Source organism: Methylobacterium planeticum (assembly GCF_008806345.1).
Classification (GTDB): Bacteria; Pseudomonadota; Alphaproteobacteria; order Rhizobiales; family Beijerinckiaceae; genus Methylobacterium; species Methylobacterium planeticum.
In genome coordinates, this window is record NZ_VZZJ01000030.1 from 24,139 (window position 1) to 39,505 (window position 15,367).

Sequence of the window (15,367 nt, forward strand, 5' to 3'; positions counted from 1 at the left end):
GCGGAGGCAATGCTCCGGGTCGAGGCCCTCGCCTTCGGGTACGGCGCCCGCATCGTCGGCGCCGAGGTCAGCTTCGCACTCAGGGCCGGCGAGGTGCTGTGCCTGCTCGGGCCGAACGGCAGCGGCAAGACCACCCTGTTCAAGACCCTGCTCGGCCTGCTGCCGGCCCGGGGCGGGCGGGTCCTCGTCGACGGGCGCGACGTCGCGCGCTGGTCCCGGGCGCAGCTCGCCCGCGCCATCGCGTACGTGCCCCAGGCCCACACCGCCCTGTTCCCGTTCACGGTGCGCGACGTCGTGCTGATGGGGCGCGCCAGCCGGCTGCGGCCCTTCGCGGCCCCGGGCCGGGCCGACCACGCGGTGGCGGAGGCGGCGCTGGCGAGCCTCGGCATCGGGCACCTCGCGGGTCGGATCTACACCGAGATCAGCGGCGGCGAGCGCCAGCTCGCCCTGGTGGCGCGGGCGCTCGCCGGGGAGCCGCGCCTCCTCGTCATGGACGAGCCGACCGCGAGCCTCGATTTCGGCAACCAGGTGCAGGTGCTGGCCCAGATCCGGCGGCTCGCCCGCAGTGGCCTCAGCGTCGTCCTGTCGACCCACGACCCCGACCACGCCTTCCTGTGCGCCGACCGGGTGGTGCTGCTGCATGCGGGGCGCCTCGCGGCGCTCGGCACGCCCGAAGAGACCATCACCCCCGAGAGCCTGCGCCGGCTCTACGGGGTCGAGGTCGCGGTGGTGGCCCTGTCCGGGCAGCAGCGCTCGGTCTGCACGCCCGTGCTGCCCTGAGGCCGCGCGAACCCTCGGCGGAACGGAACCGCGCCCGAACCCGTTGCGGGGCCCGAACACAGGCCCGGAACTCCAGCTCCGAATTCCAGCCCCGAGCTCCCTGCGGGCGCTGCCCGGCATTCCGAGGACGACCCGGTGACCCGACCATGACCGAGCCTGCCAACGATCGACCCGTCAGCGTGGCTCTGGGTCTCGGCGGCCTCCTGCGGATCGGCGGCCGCGCGGTCGCGGTGGCGGATGTCCTGACGCTCCTCAACGCCATCCAGGCGACCGGCTCCGTCCAGGGCGTCGCCACCGAGCTCGAGCTCTCCTACCGGGCCGCCTGGGACCGGCTCCGCAACCTCGAGGCGGCGCTCGGCCACCAGCTCGTGCAGAAGACCCGCGGCCACGGCAGCGCCCTGACCCCCTTCGGATTGTCGCTGCGCCAGGTGCTGGGCGATGCCACCGCCGGGCTCGCGGCGGCGCTGGCGCGCGAGGGCCGGGCCGTCGAGGCGAGCCTCACCGCGCTCTTCACCGAGACGCCCCGCCGCCTCGCCCTCGCGGCGAGCCACGACCTCCTGCTGATGGAGGTGGTGGAGGCCCTCGGCGAGGGCGAGGTCGCGGTCGTCGGCAGCAAGGAGGCGGTGCAGCGCCTCCTCGACGGGCGGGCGGACGTGGCGGGCTTCCACCTCGGTGCCGAGCCCCTCTCCGCCTCGGGGCCGCCGTTCGCGGAACTCGCCGACAACCCGGGCCTGCGGGTGCTGCCGCTGTTCGAGCGCGAGCAGGGCCTGATGCTCGCCGCCGGCAACCCCCTGGGCATCCGCGCCTTCCCGGACCTCGCCGGCCGGCGCGCCCGCTACGTCAACCGGCAGAAGGGCTCGGGCACCCGGCTCTGGTTCGACCGGCTGCTTGCCGAGCACGCCATCCCGGCGGCCGAGGTCCAGGGCTACGGCGTCGAGGAATTCACCCATCAGGCGGTCGCCGCCGTGATCGCCACCGGCACCGCCGATGCGGGGCTCGGCGCCCGCTCGGCCGCCGAGCGGTTCGGCCTGCACTTCCTCAGCATCGGCTGGGAGACCTACTACCTCGCCGCGAGCGCGACGCTCCCGACCGAGGCCCTCGACCGTCTCGTCTCGGCGGTCGCCGCGCGGGCCGAGCGCAGCCCCGGCTACAAGGCGCCCCCGCGCTCCTGATCGGGCCCCTGATCGGGCCCCTGACGGGGCGCCTCCGCGACGCCGCCCGTCGCGGCGGACGCCCGCTGGACCGTCGAGCGGGCCGCGTCGATGGCGATGCGGGCGGCGCTGAGGCTGCGCGGCTCGGTCGGGCGGTTGAGGGCGTAGCGGGCGATATTGGCCGCGAGGCTGTCGATCTCGTCGGCCAGGAGAGCGAGCCGGCTCGCGTCGCGCAGGCGCCGCGCCTCCGAGCGGATCTCGAGGAGGCGCCCGGTCGCGATCTCGATCCGCTCCCGCCTGGCCCGCCACAGGCGCTGGCGCAACCACGCCAGCGTCGAGCCGATGCCGCCGCCCAGGAAGGCCACGAGGTAGATCCAGGTCTCGTAGCGCTCGATGAAGCCCTGCTGCTCGCGCTCGAAATAGTCGATCGCGCCCGGGTGGATCGGCAGCCGGGCGCTGGTGGCGGCGGCGGTGGTGTCGTAGGCCGGCGCCGCCATGTCGTTGGCCGCCGGCACGCCGTCGGCGAGGGCGCTGCGCAGCTCGAACAGATGCTCGGTCACCTCCGCGGCCACGCTGCGCGACAGGGTGGCGCGCCCCATCAGCCGGTAGGACGCGCCGATCGTCGCGATGTCCTCGGCCGGCAGCTTCGGGTTGCCGCCGAAGAGGCCCGCCGGCACGGTGACGGCCTGGAGGCGCGGCAGGCGGGCGAGGACCGCCGGCACGTCCGGCACGCCGAACAGGCTCACGGCCCGGCTCGCGCTCGCCTCCCGGACGATCCCGACGAGGCGCTGCGCCGCCGGGCTCGTCGGGGTGGTGAGCACCACCGCAGCCTCGATCCGGCCCTGCGCGAAGGCGGCGGCGAGGTCGCCCTCCTCGACCGGCACCAGGGCGACCGATCCCTCCGGCACCGGGCCGGCCGGGTTGTCGTCGAGGAGGTCGAGGCCGCTCGGCTCCAGGATCGCCCGGATCACGGCCCGGTCGGCCCCGCGGCGGGCGAGCGTGCCGAGCCGCTTGCCGGCAAGCTCCGGCAGGGCGCCGATCCCGGCCGATTCCGGGCTCGCCACCAGCGCCGCCTGCTCGCGCAGGACCGCGAGGGTCAGGCCGTTCGCCGGGAGCAGGATGTCGGGGCGGACCACCGCGAGATCGACCTTGCCGGCCTGCAGCGCCTCGGCGCTCTCGCGCACCCCGTCGAAGGGCACGATCCGGAGGCGCAGGTTCAGGCGCTTCTCGGCGAGCGCCGCCGCGTAGGCCCGCATCAGCGCCGGCTCGGTGCCGCCCTCCGGCGCCACCGCGATCGACAGGGTGGTGGGCCGCGACAGGTACAGGAAGGCCCCGAGCGCCACCGCGACGATCAGGCCGATGACGAGGATGCCGCGCTCGCGCTGAACCGTGGGCTTGGGCATCCGACCTGATCCGTTCCTCGTTCCGGCCGCGCGGGGGCCGCCCGCGGTCTCGCACGCGGCGGGCAGGAACGCGAACGGGGCGGATTCCGTCGCAGGCGCTCAGGCCGGGTCCGCGTCGATCCGGATCCGCAGCACCGCGTAGGGCGGGGTCTGCTCGTCCTTGCCGCCGTTGTATTCCGGGCGGCGGTTCACCTGCGCGGCCGAGATGTAGAGCCAGCGGTCCGGCGTGATCCAGAAGGTGTCGGCCCAGACCAGCCGCTCGTCGGAGGCGATCACCGTGATGGTGCCGTCCGGGTCGCGGCGGGCGACGGCGTTGTGCTCCTGCAGGCTGAGATAGACCCGGTCCTTCGAATCCGCGATCAGCCCGCCCGTCAGGCCCTTCTCGCCGAGATCCTCGACGCCCGCCGCGACCTCCGCGTCGGTGGCATCCGGGTCGAGGAGGATCGCCGCGTCGACGGCGTAGAGGCGCCGCCCGATCAGGGGCGCGTAATAGAGCCGTCGCCCGTCCGGGCTCAGCGCGATGCCGTTGGCGCCGCCGCTCACCGGCTGGGCCTTGCCCGTCGGGGGCCGCAGCATCACGGGGCGCTTCTCCACGAACTTGACGACGCCCTTCTGCGACTTGGTGCTGGCATGCCCGTCGAGGCGCCGCACCACGCGGCCGCTCGCGAGGTCGACGGCGATGAGCGCGCCCTCCTCGCCCTGGCCCTGGTCGGTGATGTAGGCGAGCGCCCGCCCGTCGCGGATGTCCACCCGCAGGTCGTTGAGGGAGGAGGACGGGGTGATGCCGGCCTCGAGCGGCACTACCCGGGTGACCGCGTCGCGGGCGAGGTCGATCTGAAGCAGCTTGGCGCCACCCGGCACCGGCGGCCCCTTGCCCTCGGGCAGGCCGGCATCGAGGAGCCAGAGGGTGTCGTCGCGGTCGAAGACGCCGTTCGGCACGTGGAACAGGGCGGATTGCGGCCGGCTCCGGTCCGGCTCGTTCGCCGCCGCGCTCGGATAGGGCGTGACCGAGCCGTCCGGCGCCACCTCCGCCACCGTGATCGGGACCTCGGCGTTGAAGCGCGGCATCATCACGAAGACCCGGCCCCCGCGCGAGATCGCGAGGCCTGTGGGCGTCGAGGGGGCCTGGACGAGGTGGGCCAGCTCCATCGCGCCGGCGGGGCGGCTCGTCGCCGCTTCCCCGGTCCGGGTCGCGGGCGCCTGCGCCGCAGCCGGAAGGGTGGTGGCGAGGGCGGTGGCGGAGAGGCCGCCGGCGAGGAGGTCGCGTCGAAGGAGGGGCATGGGATCCTTGTGAGGGCGAACGGGGGCGTGCGGGGATCGGGGATCAGCCGCGGGGCGCGCCCGCCCGCCGCTTCAGGTCGATGGCGTGGATGGCGTCGCCCGCGGCGATGAACAGGCGGCGCCCGTCCGCACCGAAGGTGAGGTTCGCGGCGGCCTTCGGGGTCGCGATCCGGCCCAGCGGCGCGGCGTCCGGCGCGTAGATGCGCACCCCATCCTCGCAGGCCGCGTAGAGGTTCCCGGCCGCGTCGACCGCGAGGCCGTCGGGGGCACCGGATTCGAGCGCGGCGAAGGTGCGCTTCGCCCCGAGGCTCTGGTCGGGCCCGACCGCGAAGGCCAGGATCGTGCGCGCCGCCTCCGGATTCAGGGCCGCGCTCGCGTCGCTGACGTAGAGGACGCGCCCGTCCGGCGCGAAGGCGAGGCCGTTCGGCTGCCCGACCGCGTCCGTCATGGCCCTCAGCGTTCCCGCGGGATCGATCCGGTAGACGCGGCGGGCGGCCTGCGCCGGCTCGGCGACCAGCCCCTCGTCCGCCTGCCGGATGCCGAAGACCGGGTCCGTGAACCAGAGCGCCCCGTCCGACGCCAGGGCGACGTCGTTCGGGGCGTTCAGGGGCTTCCCGCCGAAGCTGTCGGCCAGCACGGTCAGGCGCCCGTCCGCCTCCCGCCGCACCACGCGCCGGCCCCGATGCTCGCAGGTGACGAGGCGGCCCCGCGCGTCGAGGGTGTTGCCGTTGGCGTTGTTCGAGGGATCGCGCAGGGTATGCACCCGCCGCTCCGCGTCGAGGATGCCGATCCGGTTCGCCCGCACGTCGCTGAAGACGAGGCCGCCGAGCGCCGGGGCCCAGCACAGGCCCTCGCACCAGCGCGCGCCCCGGTGCAGCACCTCCAGCCGGGCGCCCGGGTCGATCACGGCATCGAGGCGCGGATCGAGGCGGAGCACCACGGGCGCGGCCTGCGCGCCGCGGGGCAGGGCCGCGAGTCCGAGCAGATCGAGGCCCGCCGTCGCGAGGCCGGAGGCCAGGAAGTCGCGCCGTCTCATGCGTGTCGTCCCATGCTTGCCGACGCGGGGGTCCCGGGCGGGTGGTCTCGGGCGGGTGGTCTCGGGCGGGTGGTCTCGAGCGGGTGCGTTCGGGCCGGCCCTGGCGACCCCGCCTCCCGGTCCCAACGCCGGGCCGGCGGAGACGATCCGGACGCCTCCGCGGCGATGCGCGGAGGCAAGAGGGTCACGGGCGACAAAATTGCGCGGAAGAAACCGCGTGTCGGTCGCGAACTGTCCTGCCCGCTCCCCGGTTGGTGACAGGACCGTAGCGGTGTCGCCGCGGACAGTTGGAGTGCCGCGTGCCGATCGAAGACCTCGCCGAGTCCGCCCAATTCAACCACGCGGGGCGGAGCCGGGAGCCGCTGCGGGCCGTCGTCGGGATCCCGGTCCGCAACGAGGCCGAGCGGATCGAGGCCTGTCTCCTCGCCCTGCAGGCGCAGCAGACCGCGCCGGACCAGGCGTTCGGGGTGGTGCTGTTCCTCAACAACTGCACGGACGCGACCGCCGCCGTGGTGGCGCGCCTGCGCCCGCGCCTGACCTTTCCGCTCCGGGTGGTCGAGCGGACCTTCGCGGGGGCGCAGGCCGGCTGGGCCCGGCGCGCCGCCATGGAGGCGGCGGCTTCCTGGCTCGAGACCGAAGCGCAGGCCGAAGCGGAGCCGCGGCCCGCATCGGAGCCCGCGCCCGAGCCCGCGATCCTCACCACCGACGCCGACAGCCGGGTGCCGCCCCACTGGATCGCCCGCAACCTCGCGGCGCTCGCCGCCGGGGCGGATGCGGTGGCGGGGCGGATCGCCCTCGACGCGGAGGACGCCGCGCGCCTTCCCGACGCGCTCCACGCCCGCGGCCGCCTCGAGGGCGCCTACGAGGCGCTGCTCCTCGAACTCGCGGCCCGGCTCGATCCGGACCCGCACGACCGCTGGCCCTGCCACGGCACTGCCTCCGGCGCCTCCCTCTGCGTGCGCCTCTCGGCCTATCGCCGGGCCGGCGGCATGCCGGCCCTGCCGGTGGGCGAGGACCGGGCCTTCGTGGCGCGGCTCGCCGCGATCGACGCGCGGCTGCGCCACTGCCCGGACCTCACGGTGATCACCTCTGGCCGGCTCGACGGGCGCGCCCCCGGGGGTGCCGCGGACACGATGCGCCTGCGCTGCACCGAGCCCGCCTCGCCCTGCGACGGGCGCCTCGAAGCCCTGCCGCGGGCCCTGTTCCGCATCCTGTGGCGCCGACGCCTGCGCGGGCTGCACGGGCGCGGCGCGCTCGCCCGGACGATCCTGTGGGCGCCCCTCCTCGGCGTGAAGCGGGCGGAGGCCGAGCGGATCGGGGCCCTCGTCTCCTGCGGGGCGGCACTCGCGGCGATCGAGGCGGCGAGCCCGCGCCTCGTCGACCGGCCGCTGACGCCCGCGGAGCTCGAACCGCAGATCCGTCGGGCCGGGGCGCTCCTCGCCCTCGTCCGCACGGCGCGGCGGCTGCGCGACGGGCCGGCCCGGATCGCGGCCCTGCGGGCGCTGACGCGCGGGAATCCTGCGCCCGGGGCCGGCACCGCGCCCTCGCCGGAGGGGGGCGGCATCGGATGAGGCAGGATCGCATGAGGGCTTCCCGGTCGAGGCGATGCCGCTGACCTACTCCGTGCAGAAGCACGCCGCGCGCCGGCTGCACTACGACCTGCGCCTCGAACTCGGCGGCGTCCTGAAGAGCTGGGCCATCACCCGGGGCCCGAGCCTCGATCCCGCCGAGAAGCGCCTCGCCGTGCCGGTGCCCGACCACGGGCTGGACTACGCCTTCTACGAGGGCATCATCGCGCCCGGCCAGTACGGGGCCGGCGCGGTGCTGCTCTGGGACCGCGGCACCTGGGAGCCGGAGGGCGAGCCCGGAGCGGCGCTCGCGGCGGGCGCCCTCGGCTTCACGCTGAACGGCTTGAAGCTCAAGGGCCGCTGGCAGCTGCGCCGGATGCGGCCGCGCCCGCGCGAGCGGCAGGCCGCCTGGCTGCTGATCAAGGCCCGGGACGAGGCCGCCCGCGCGGCCGGCGCGCCGGACGTGCTGGAGGCCGAGCCGCGCTCGGTCCTCAGCGGGCGCACCGTCGAGGAGATCGCCGCGCAGGCGCAACCGAAGGATACGACAGGGTGAGACGCGAGTATTCCGGACAGGCCCTGCGCGCGGCTGCGCGGGAGGCCGCGCACCGCGCCGCAGACCGCGCCGCGGGCCAGGACCACGACGGCGGCTTCCCGGCGGAGGACGTCGCCGACCTCGCCCGGCTCGGCCTCCTCGCCGGCCCCGTGCCCCGGCGCGCGGGCGGCGCCGGCCTCGGCGAGGAGCCGGGCGCGGCCGACCTCGCGGCGGTGCTGCGCCGCGTCGGCGCCGGCAGCCTCGCCCTCGGCCGCATCTACGAGGGCCACGTCAACGCGCTCCAGCTCGTCGCCCGCTACGGCGACGCCGCCCAGCGCGAGACCCTGTTCCGGGATGCCCGCGACGGGCACCTGTTCGGGGTCTGGAACACCGAGCCGGGGCAGGGGGGATTGGCGCTGCGGCCGGAGGCGGGCGGGTTCCGGCTCGAGGGCCGCAAGACCTTCGCGTCGGGGGCGGGCCGGATCACCCGCGCCCTCGTCACGGCCCGGACCGAGCCCGGCGCGCCGCCCCTGATGCTCGTCGTGCCGCTCGCGCCGGACACGCGCCACGACCTCTCGGACTGGCGCGCCCACGGCATGCGGGCCTCGGCCACGGGCGCCCTCGACTTCACGGGGCTGCGGGTCGGGCCCGAGACGATCCTCGGGGAGCCGGACGATTACCACCGCCAGCCCCACTTCTCGGGGGGCGCCTGGCGCTTCGCCGCGGTCCAGCTCGGCGGCATCGACGCGGTGCTCGACGCCTGGCGCGGCCATCTCGCGGCGACCGGGCGCGGCGTCGATGCCCACCAGCTCGCCCGGCTCGGCGAGGGGGCGCTCGCCGCCGAGACGGCGCAACTCTGGGTGAGCCGCGCGGCCGAGATCGTCGCCGAGGACCGGCTCGCGCCCGACGCCGTCGTGGCCTATGTCAACCTCGCGCGCCTCGCCGTCGAGCGCGCCGGCCTCGAGGTGCTGCAGCTGGCCCAGCGCTCGGTCGGCCTCCAGGGCTTCCTGCGCGACCACCCGCTGGAGCGCCTCGCGCGCGACCTCGCGACCTACCTGCGCCAGCCCGCCCCCGACCGGGCGCTGGTCGGCGCCGCCGGCCACGTCCTGGCGGCCGGGGCGGCGTCCGGCGACCTCTGGGCCGATCCCGGGGCGGCGGCCTGATGCGGGCCGACGCGTTCCTGGCCCGGGCCGGGCGCCTGCCCGTCGGCAGCCTGCGCGACCTCACCGGGGGCGGGGGCCTCGTGGTGGTGGCGCCCCATCCCGACGACGAGAGCCTCGGCTGCGGCGGCCTCATCGCGGCGGCGGCGGCGGAGGGGCTGCCCGTGCGCCTCGTCGTGGTCAGCGACGGCGTCGGCTCGCACCCGAACTCGCGGAGCCATCCGCCGGCGCGCCTGCGCGATCTGCGCGAGGCCGAGACCCTGGCGGCGGCCTCCGCCCTCGGCCTCGCCCCGGCACGGGTCCGCTTCCTGCGCCTGCCGGACCGGGCGGTCCCGGGGGCCGGGCCGGAGGCCGAGGCGGCGGCGCGCACGATCGCGGAGACGGCGCGGGAATGCGGGGCCGGCGCCCTCTTCGTCACCTGGGCGCACGACCCGCATTGCGACCACCAGGCCGCCGCCCGCATCGTCGCCCTGGCGCGCCGGCTCTGCGGGGCGGTCCGGGTCCATGCCTACCCGGTCTGGGGCTGGAGCCTTCCCGCCGGGACGGAGGTCGGGCCGGAGCCCGCGGGTCTGCGGCTCGACGTCTCCGCGCACGCCGCCGCCAAGCAGGCGGCGATCCGGGCGCACCGCTCGCAGGTCACCGACCTGATCGCCGACGACCCCGAGGGCTTCCGGCTCGAGCCCGCGATGCTCGCGCGCTTTGCCGGTTCTCACGAGATCTTCCTCGACGTACCGCCGGAGACCGAGCCGTGAGCCGCCGCGCCAACTCCCTCACGCCCGCCTATTTCGCCGAGCTCTACGCCCGCGACCCCGACCCCTGGCGCTTCGCCACCAGCGATTACGAGCGCGGCAAGTACGCGGCGACCCTCGGGGCCTTGCCCCGCGCCCGGTACGCGGCGGCCCTTGAGGTCGGCTGCTCGATCGGCGTCCTGACCCGGGCGCTGGCCCCGCGCTGCGACGCGCTCCTCGCCCTCGACGTCGCGGAGGCCGCCCTCGACCAGGCCCGCGCCCGCTGCGCCGGGGCGCCCCACGTCGGCTTCGCGTGCCGCCGGGTGCCGGACGCGTGGCCCGAGGGGCGCTTCGACCTGATCCTCCTGTCGGAGGTGGTCTACTACCTCGATGCCGCCGATGTCGGACGCCTCGTCGCCCGGGTGCGCGGGGCGCTGGAGCCCGGCGGCGACATCGTCCTGGTGCACTGGACCGGCGAGACCGACTACCCCTTGAGCGGCGACGAGGCGGCCGAGCTCTTCATCGCCGGCAACCGGGACTTCGCGGGGGCCGACGCCTTCGCCACTCTCGAGCGCCAGGACCGGGCCGAGCGATACCGCCTCGACGTGTTGCGCGGCGCCGCGGCCTAGCCCGCCCGCAGGAGAGCCGTGGCGATGGCCGCCCGCTCGGCCGGCAGCGGGCCCTCCGCGACGGGCCGGCCGGCCCGGCGGTACCAGTAGGCGGCGTTGCCGAGATCCCCCTCGGCCCGGTGCAGGTGCGCGTGCACCCAGGCCGCATCCGGTCCCTCCGCCTCCTGCGCCAGGGCGTGGGCGCGGTCGAAGCCCGCCGGCCCGCGCTCGGCCCACCACAGGGCGGCGAGCGGGGCGGGCAGGTCCGGCGGGGGCGCGGCGTCGGCGAGGGAAGCGCGGAAGCGGTCGGGATCCATGCGGGGTCAACGCGGTCGCGCGCCCGGGGATGCGCACCCGGGGATGCGCGCGATCACCGGCCCGCGACCCGCTCCGGCATCCAGCGCCCGCGGCGCTGGCGCTCGGACCAGGCGTAGCGGGCATCGGCCTCGAGGTGGTGCAGGTGGTCGCCGAGGCGGTTGCGCTCGAGCCAGGCGAGGGCCGCTTCCAGCTCCGGCAGGGTCATGGTGGCGCGGCCCTTGCCGAGGACGCGCTTCAGCACGGCGTTGTAGCGGTGGACGAGGCTGCCGCCGCGGGGCAGGCGCAGGTTCGCCTCGTCCTCCACCGCCTGCGCGGCAACCTGCGCGCTGAGCCGCTGGCGCAGCGCCCGCTCGGTGAGCGACGGGGGTTCGACGAGGACAGGCGCAATCCCAGCCGCGCCGGCGCCCCGCGCGGGCTCGGGCGTGCGCGGGCGCAGCAGGGCGTAGCGCAGGCCGAGCGCGTTGCTCTCCAGCGGCGTGATCCCGCCCGGATCGTCGTCGCGCCAGACCTCCCGCTCGGGGTTGAGGGCGCTCGGCGGCCGATCCGGGCGCGGCCGGGCGGCGTGGCCCTGCTCCGCCTCGAGCTCGGCCCGGAAGCGGGCGAAGAGCGGGTCGTCGGGGTGGAAGACCAGGGCCTGCTGGCCCGCATAGGGCCCCGCATGCGGGTCGACCCGGGTGGCGCGCGCCAGCATCTGCTCCAGCCAGGGCCGCGAGCGGATATGGGTCAGGGCCGCCACCACCGCGACCTCGGGGGCGTCGAGCCCCTCATAGGCCATCGCCACGGTGACGAGCACGGCGGGCTCGGGCCGCAGCCGGAAGGCCGCGAGGGCGCCGGCCGCGTCCTGGGCCGAGGAGGTGGCGAGGCGCACGTCCCGCTCACCCTGCTCGGCCGGCATCCAGGCGCGCAGGGCCGCGAGGTAGCGGCGGGCGCTCGCCTGATCGGGGGCGACGACCAGGAGCTTGCCGAGGCCCGGCGCCGCCTCGCCCGCCCCGAGGCCGCGCTCCCGCCGGCGCCGGGCACGCAGCCGCCGCGTCGCGTGGAACGCCTCGCTCAGGAGATCGCTGGCGAAGCCCGTCCGCAGGGCCGTGAACAGGGCGGGGCGCGTCGTCGCCCGCACGCCCCCGCCGGAGAGCCGGTGCGGGCCGACGCGCGACTGCCCGGCGGCGCGGCCGCCCTCGAGCCAGCTCGCCTCGCCGTCGAGGGCCCCGAAATTCACCGGCAGCACCGCCCGCTCCGCGAGCGCCTGCGCGCGCGAGTAGCCGATCACCGCGAGGCCCGGCGCGTCGAGGTCGATCATCGGCGGGGCGCCCGCGGAGGCCGGGTGGTAGGGCAGGCCGAGGATGCGGCGCCCGTCCGCCCGCTCCAGGGTGCCGGAGAGCAGGAGGCGGCAGGCCGCCGCCGCCAGGAGCGGGCGCATCGCCCGGCTCCAGGCCCCGGCCTCGTCGTCGTCCGGCTCCTCGCCCCGGCGCGCCGCCGGCATCGGCAGGTGGTGGACCTCGTCGACGACGAGGAGCGTGCGGTGGCGCCGCGCCTCGGCGAGGTGCAGCCCGGGCGCCGCCGCCACCGCCTGGTAGGTGGTGACGTAGCCCGACAGCCCCCGGGCCGGGTCCGGCTCGTTGTCGGCGGCGCGCAGGCTGGCGGCGTGGCCGAGGGCCCGGCGCCAGACCGGGTCCGCGAAGGCCTCCTCCGCCTGCAGCCGCAGGGAGTCCCGGGGCACCACCCAGACCACGCGCTCGATCCGCCCGGCCGGGATCAGGTGCGCGGCGGCGATCACGGGGAGCAGCGACTTGCCGCCCCCCGGCGTCACCGCCGCCAGGATGTCGGTGACGTCCCGGGCCTCGCCGCTCGCGATCGCGGCGACGAGGGCGCGGAGCGTGCGCTGGTGCGCGCGGAACGGGGGATGCGCGGTGCTCAAGACACCGCGACGCTGCGAGGGACGACCATGGCGCCAACCTGCCGGAACGCGGCCGGCTTGTGAATCCCTCGACGGCGCCCGATCCGGCCCGGGCCGTCGATATCGGGGCGAGCCCCCCATCGGTTGACGCTTTCCCCGAAGCCCTTGCGGCGCCGCGTTCGTGCGCGAGCGCCGACGCTCTCAAGGCGCCGCCCCAGGTCCCGGGCCCCGCGCCCCGCCGCCCCCGGCCGGGCGCGGGGCCGGGCTCAGGAGCCCTGGCGCGTGCGCCGCGCCGGGCCCGCCGTCTTGCCGACGCGCGTGCTCCGGGTCCGCCCCGGCTTGCCCCCCGGCTTGCCCCCCGGTTTGCCCCTCGGCTTGCGGGCGGGCTCGTCCGCGCGTTCCGGCGGGCGGCCCGCGCCCTCGCTTCGGCGCTCCGCATGGGCATCGAGGAAGCCGCGGCAGGCGGCGAAGCTCGTCTCGGTCTCGGGCGGGCAGGCGAGGCCCCTCCGCTCGGCAAGCGACCGGGCGAAGCGCAGCATGGCCGGGCTCGGCGGCCGCTCGCCCCCGGGCGGCCCGGCGCCCCCCGGGGCACGCGCCCCGGCATGCAGGTCGAGGAAGGCGCGGCAGGCCCCCGCATGGGTCCGGTAGTCCCGCGGCAGCGCCAGCCCCTTCCGGTCCGCCACCGCCTCCGCGAAGGCCACCATGGCGGGGGTCGGCGGGCGCACCTCGCGGGCCCCGCCCCGGCCCGGCCCGGACCCCCGCGCGGGCTCCGGCGCCAGGCTCGGATCGAGTTCGAGGACGGGCGAGCCCGCGATCGCGGCGATCAGCTCGTCGAGGCGGACCCGCGTGCGCCGCCGGAAGGCGTCGGCGCGCCGCTCCGCCTCGGCCCGGGTCGCCGCCCGGCCGATCTCGGCGAGCTCCGCCTCGAACACCGCCCGGCCGACCGGGTCGCCGTAGGCGGGAAACACCCGGCGCACCGCCGTCATGAAGGCGAGCCCGACCTCCGTTACCGTGATGGCCGGGTCCTTGCCGGTGTTGAGGGCGACGTAGTGGCTCTTGAGCAGCTTCGGCAGGATGGCGTCGCGGGTCGCCGCCGTGCCGAGGCCCTTCGGCTCGTTCGGGTTGACCGGGTTCTCCAGCGCCCGCTTCACCGCCGGGTCCTCGACCTGGTCGATCAGGCGGCCCATCACGACGGGCAGCTCGCCCCGGGTGATACGGCGGGGCGGCTCCGTGACGGCGGTCTCGACCCGGGCCTCGGTGGCCGTCGCGTCCTCCCGGTCCCGCACGGCCGGCAGGCGCCCGAGGGGCGCCGGGTCGTCGCGCCGGGCCTTGCCGGGCACCGTGTCGGCCCCGTCCTCGGCCTCCGCCCCGTAGAGGGCGCGCCAGCCCGGCGCCTTGACGACGGAGCCGGTGACGGTGAACCGCGTCCCGCCGAGCGGCGTCGCGACGTCCGCCGACACGCTCGTGCGCGCGTCGATCCCGTCGGGCAGGTGCGCGGCGAGATAGGCCTTGGCGACGAGGTCCCAGAGCCGGGCGAGGTCCGCCCCGAGGCTGCCGGGCCGGGGCATCTTGCGCAGGGGCACGATGGCGTGGTGCTCCCCCGGATCCTTGACGTAATGGCCCTTCGGCCCGCGGCGGAACACCAGGGCGCCGGGCTCGGGCACGTGGCCGGCGAGATCGGGCGCGGCCTCCGCGAGGCCCCCGAGGATCGCGGCGGCGTCGCCGGTCTGGCTTTCGGGCAGGTGTTCGGATTCCGTGCGCGGATAGCTGAGATAGCCCTGGTCGTAGAGGTCCTGGGCGAGCCCCGCCGTGCGCTGCGGGTCCCAGCCGAAGCGCTTGGCGCAGCGGCGCGCCAGGGTGTCCTTGGAGAACAGCTTCGGGGGCGCCCGGCGCACGTCCCGGTCCTCGACCCGGAGCGGGCCGGACCAGCCCTCGGCGGCGGCCCGGATCGTCTCGGCCATGGCCGCGTCGAAGATGCGCTCCTTCGGGGCGTGCCACAGGGTCAGCGCGGCGCCGGATTCGGTGGCGAGCGTCAGCGCCACCTTGAAGAAGTCCCGCGGCACGAAGGCCCGGATCCGCGCCTCGAGGTCGGCCAGGATCGCCAGCGTCGGCGTCTGCACCCCGCCGAAGCGCCAGGGCTCGCGGAAGGCGGGCGGGCGCAACCGCAGCGAGATCGCGCGGGTGCCGTTCAGCCCGAGATGGTAATCCTCGTATTGGCGGCAGAGTGCCTCCAAGTAGGCGGCGTAGTCGCGCTCCCCGGAATCGGGCTCCCGCGCCAGGGCCGCGAAGGCCCGGCGGATCGAGACGTCGTCGAGCGCCCCGAGCTTGAGCCGGTCGACCCGGCCGCGCCAGCCGAGATGCTCCAGCACCTCCCAGGCGATCATCGAGCCCTCGCGCCCGGGATCGGTCGCGATGATCACCCGGTCGACCCCGTCGAGGGCCCGCTTGATCGCCGCGACCTTGCCCGCATGGGATTGCCCGGAGCGGTTCGCCCCGTAGCCCACCGGGATCGTGTCGAGCACGATCGGCAGCGCGTCGAGCCGCCAGGGTTTCCATTCGGGCCGGATCTGCCCCGGCTCCTCGGCCGACAGCAGGTGCCCCTCCGCCGCGACGCAGACCGTGTCCGGCGACTTGAAGAAGCGCTGCAGCTGGCGCATCGCCGAGGGCTTCTCGAAGAAGAACAGCGTGCGCCCGGACGCGCGCGGCGCCCCGCCCGCCCGCCGGGCAGCCGCGCGCTGCGGCGGCGCCCGGCGGGAGGCCGGGCGATCGGCGGCCTGAGGTGTCATCGGGTCACGCGACCCGGACGGGGCGGGTGGGCTAGGATGGGCCGGCGGACCATGGATCAAATCCAACGTCGCTGCTTGCGCGAAGACGCGCATCTGTTCATGAATTGTTCCGATAAGAGCCC

At 76.6% G+C, this 15,367-nt stretch carries 13 protein-coding genes; 7 read left to right on the top strand and 6 right to left on the bottom strand.

All coding sequences use genetic code 11. The features are described from left to right. The first annotated feature begins 9 nt into the window (after positions 1-9). Together F6X51_RS23310 and F6X51_RS23315 are read left to right on the top strand one after the other, a co-directional pair. Positions 10-780 (top strand): ABC transporter ATP-binding protein, encoded by a 771-nt coding sequence (locus F6X51_RS23310; protein WP_150966094.1) that lies wholly within the window; start codon positions 10-12, stop codon positions 778-780. Between the two features lie 146 nt (positions 781-926). Then, positions 927-1,952: a substrate-binding domain-containing protein gene (locus F6X51_RS23315; protein ID WP_150966067.1), complete on the top strand. Its 1,026-nt coding sequence runs from the start codon at positions 927-929 to the stop codon at positions 1,950-1,952. On the opposite strand, the gene F6X51_RS23320 is transcribed toward F6X51_RS23315, so the two are convergent. The 3 genes from F6X51_RS23320 to F6X51_RS23330 all read right to left on the bottom strand — a co-directional run bounded on the left by F6X51_RS23320 (position 1,928) and on the right by F6X51_RS23330 (position 5,651). Continuing rightward, positions 1,928-3,334 carry a TAXI family TRAP transporter solute-binding subunit gene (locus tag F6X51_RS23320; protein ID WP_150966068.1) on the bottom strand — a complete coding sequence of 469 codons (1,407 nt, stop codon included), beginning with the start codon at positions 3,332-3,334 and terminating at the stop codon, positions 1,928-1,930. The two genes, F6X51_RS23315 and F6X51_RS23320, sit on opposite strands and share 25 nt — an antisense overlap. A 99-nt stretch (positions 3,335-3,433) precedes the next feature. Beyond that, positions 3,434-4,615, bottom strand: coding sequence for an SMP-30/gluconolactonase/LRE family protein (locus tag F6X51_RS23325; RefSeq protein ID WP_150966069.1), 1,182 nt, complete (start codon positions 4,613-4,615; stop codon positions 3,434-3,436). Between the two features lie 43 nt (positions 4,616-4,658). Next, positions 4,659-5,651 carry an SMP-30/gluconolactonase/LRE family protein gene (locus F6X51_RS23330; protein ID WP_150966070.1) on the bottom strand — a complete coding sequence of 331 codons (993 nt, stop codon included), beginning with the start codon at positions 5,649-5,651 and terminating at the stop codon, positions 4,659-4,661. Positions 5,652-5,950: 299 nt separating this feature from the next. On the opposite strand from F6X51_RS23330, the gene F6X51_RS23335 reads away from it, so the two are divergent. The 5 genes from F6X51_RS23335 to F6X51_RS23355 are packed head-to-tail and all read left to right on the top strand — an operon-like array spanning position 5,951 to position 10,268. After that, positions 5,951-7,222: a glycosyltransferase gene (locus F6X51_RS23335; RefSeq protein ID WP_246696979.1), complete on the top strand. Its 1,272-nt coding sequence runs from the start codon at positions 5,951-5,953 to the stop codon at positions 7,220-7,222. Between the two features lie 34 nt (positions 7,223-7,256). After that, positions 7,257-7,772 carry a DNA polymerase ligase N-terminal domain-containing protein gene (locus F6X51_RS23340; RefSeq protein ID WP_150966071.1) on the top strand — a complete coding sequence of 172 codons (516 nt, stop codon included), beginning with the start codon at positions 7,257-7,259 and terminating at the stop codon, positions 7,770-7,772. Beyond that, a complete protein-coding gene (locus F6X51_RS23345; RefSeq protein WP_150966072.1) occupies positions 7,769-8,914 on the top strand; it encodes an acyl-CoA dehydrogenase family protein in 1,146 nt (381 codons plus the stop codon). Before F6X51_RS23340 ends, F6X51_RS23345 begins: the two co-directional genes overlap by 4 nt. Next, positions 8,914-9,663 (top strand): PIG-L deacetylase family protein, encoded by a 750-nt coding sequence (locus F6X51_RS23350; protein ID WP_150966073.1) that lies wholly within the window; start codon positions 8,914-8,916, stop codon positions 9,661-9,663. The genes F6X51_RS23345 and F6X51_RS23350 overlap by 1 nt, the downstream gene beginning before the upstream one ends. Next, on the top strand, positions 9,660-10,268 hold the full coding sequence (locus F6X51_RS23355; RefSeq protein ID WP_150966074.1) for a class I SAM-dependent DNA methyltransferase: 609 nt from the start codon (positions 9,660-9,662) through the stop codon (positions 10,266-10,268). The genes F6X51_RS23350 and F6X51_RS23355 overlap by 4 nt, the downstream gene beginning before the upstream one ends. On the opposite strand, the gene F6X51_RS23360 is transcribed toward F6X51_RS23355, so the two are convergent. The 3 genes from F6X51_RS23360 to F6X51_RS23370 all read right to left on the bottom strand — a co-directional run bounded on the left by F6X51_RS23360 (position 10,265) and on the right by F6X51_RS23370 (position 15,245). After that, entirely contained in the window at positions 10,265-10,564 is a 300-nt protein-coding gene (locus F6X51_RS23360; RefSeq protein ID WP_150966075.1) for a hypothetical protein, read from the bottom strand. The genes F6X51_RS23355 and F6X51_RS23360 overlap by 4 nt on opposite strands. A 53-nt stretch (positions 10,565-10,617) precedes the next feature. After that, positions 10,618-12,480 (bottom strand): DEAD/DEAH box helicase, encoded by a 1,863-nt coding sequence (locus F6X51_RS23365; RefSeq protein ID WP_246696980.1) that lies wholly within the window; start codon positions 12,478-12,480, stop codon positions 10,618-10,620. Positions 12,481-12,725: 245 nt separating this feature from the next. After that, positions 12,726-15,245 carry a type IA DNA topoisomerase gene (locus tag F6X51_RS23370; RefSeq protein WP_191970223.1) on the bottom strand — a complete coding sequence of 840 codons (2,520 nt, stop codon included), beginning with the start codon at positions 15,243-15,245 and terminating at the stop codon, positions 12,726-12,728. Between the last annotated feature and the right edge of the window lie 122 nt (positions 15,246-15,367).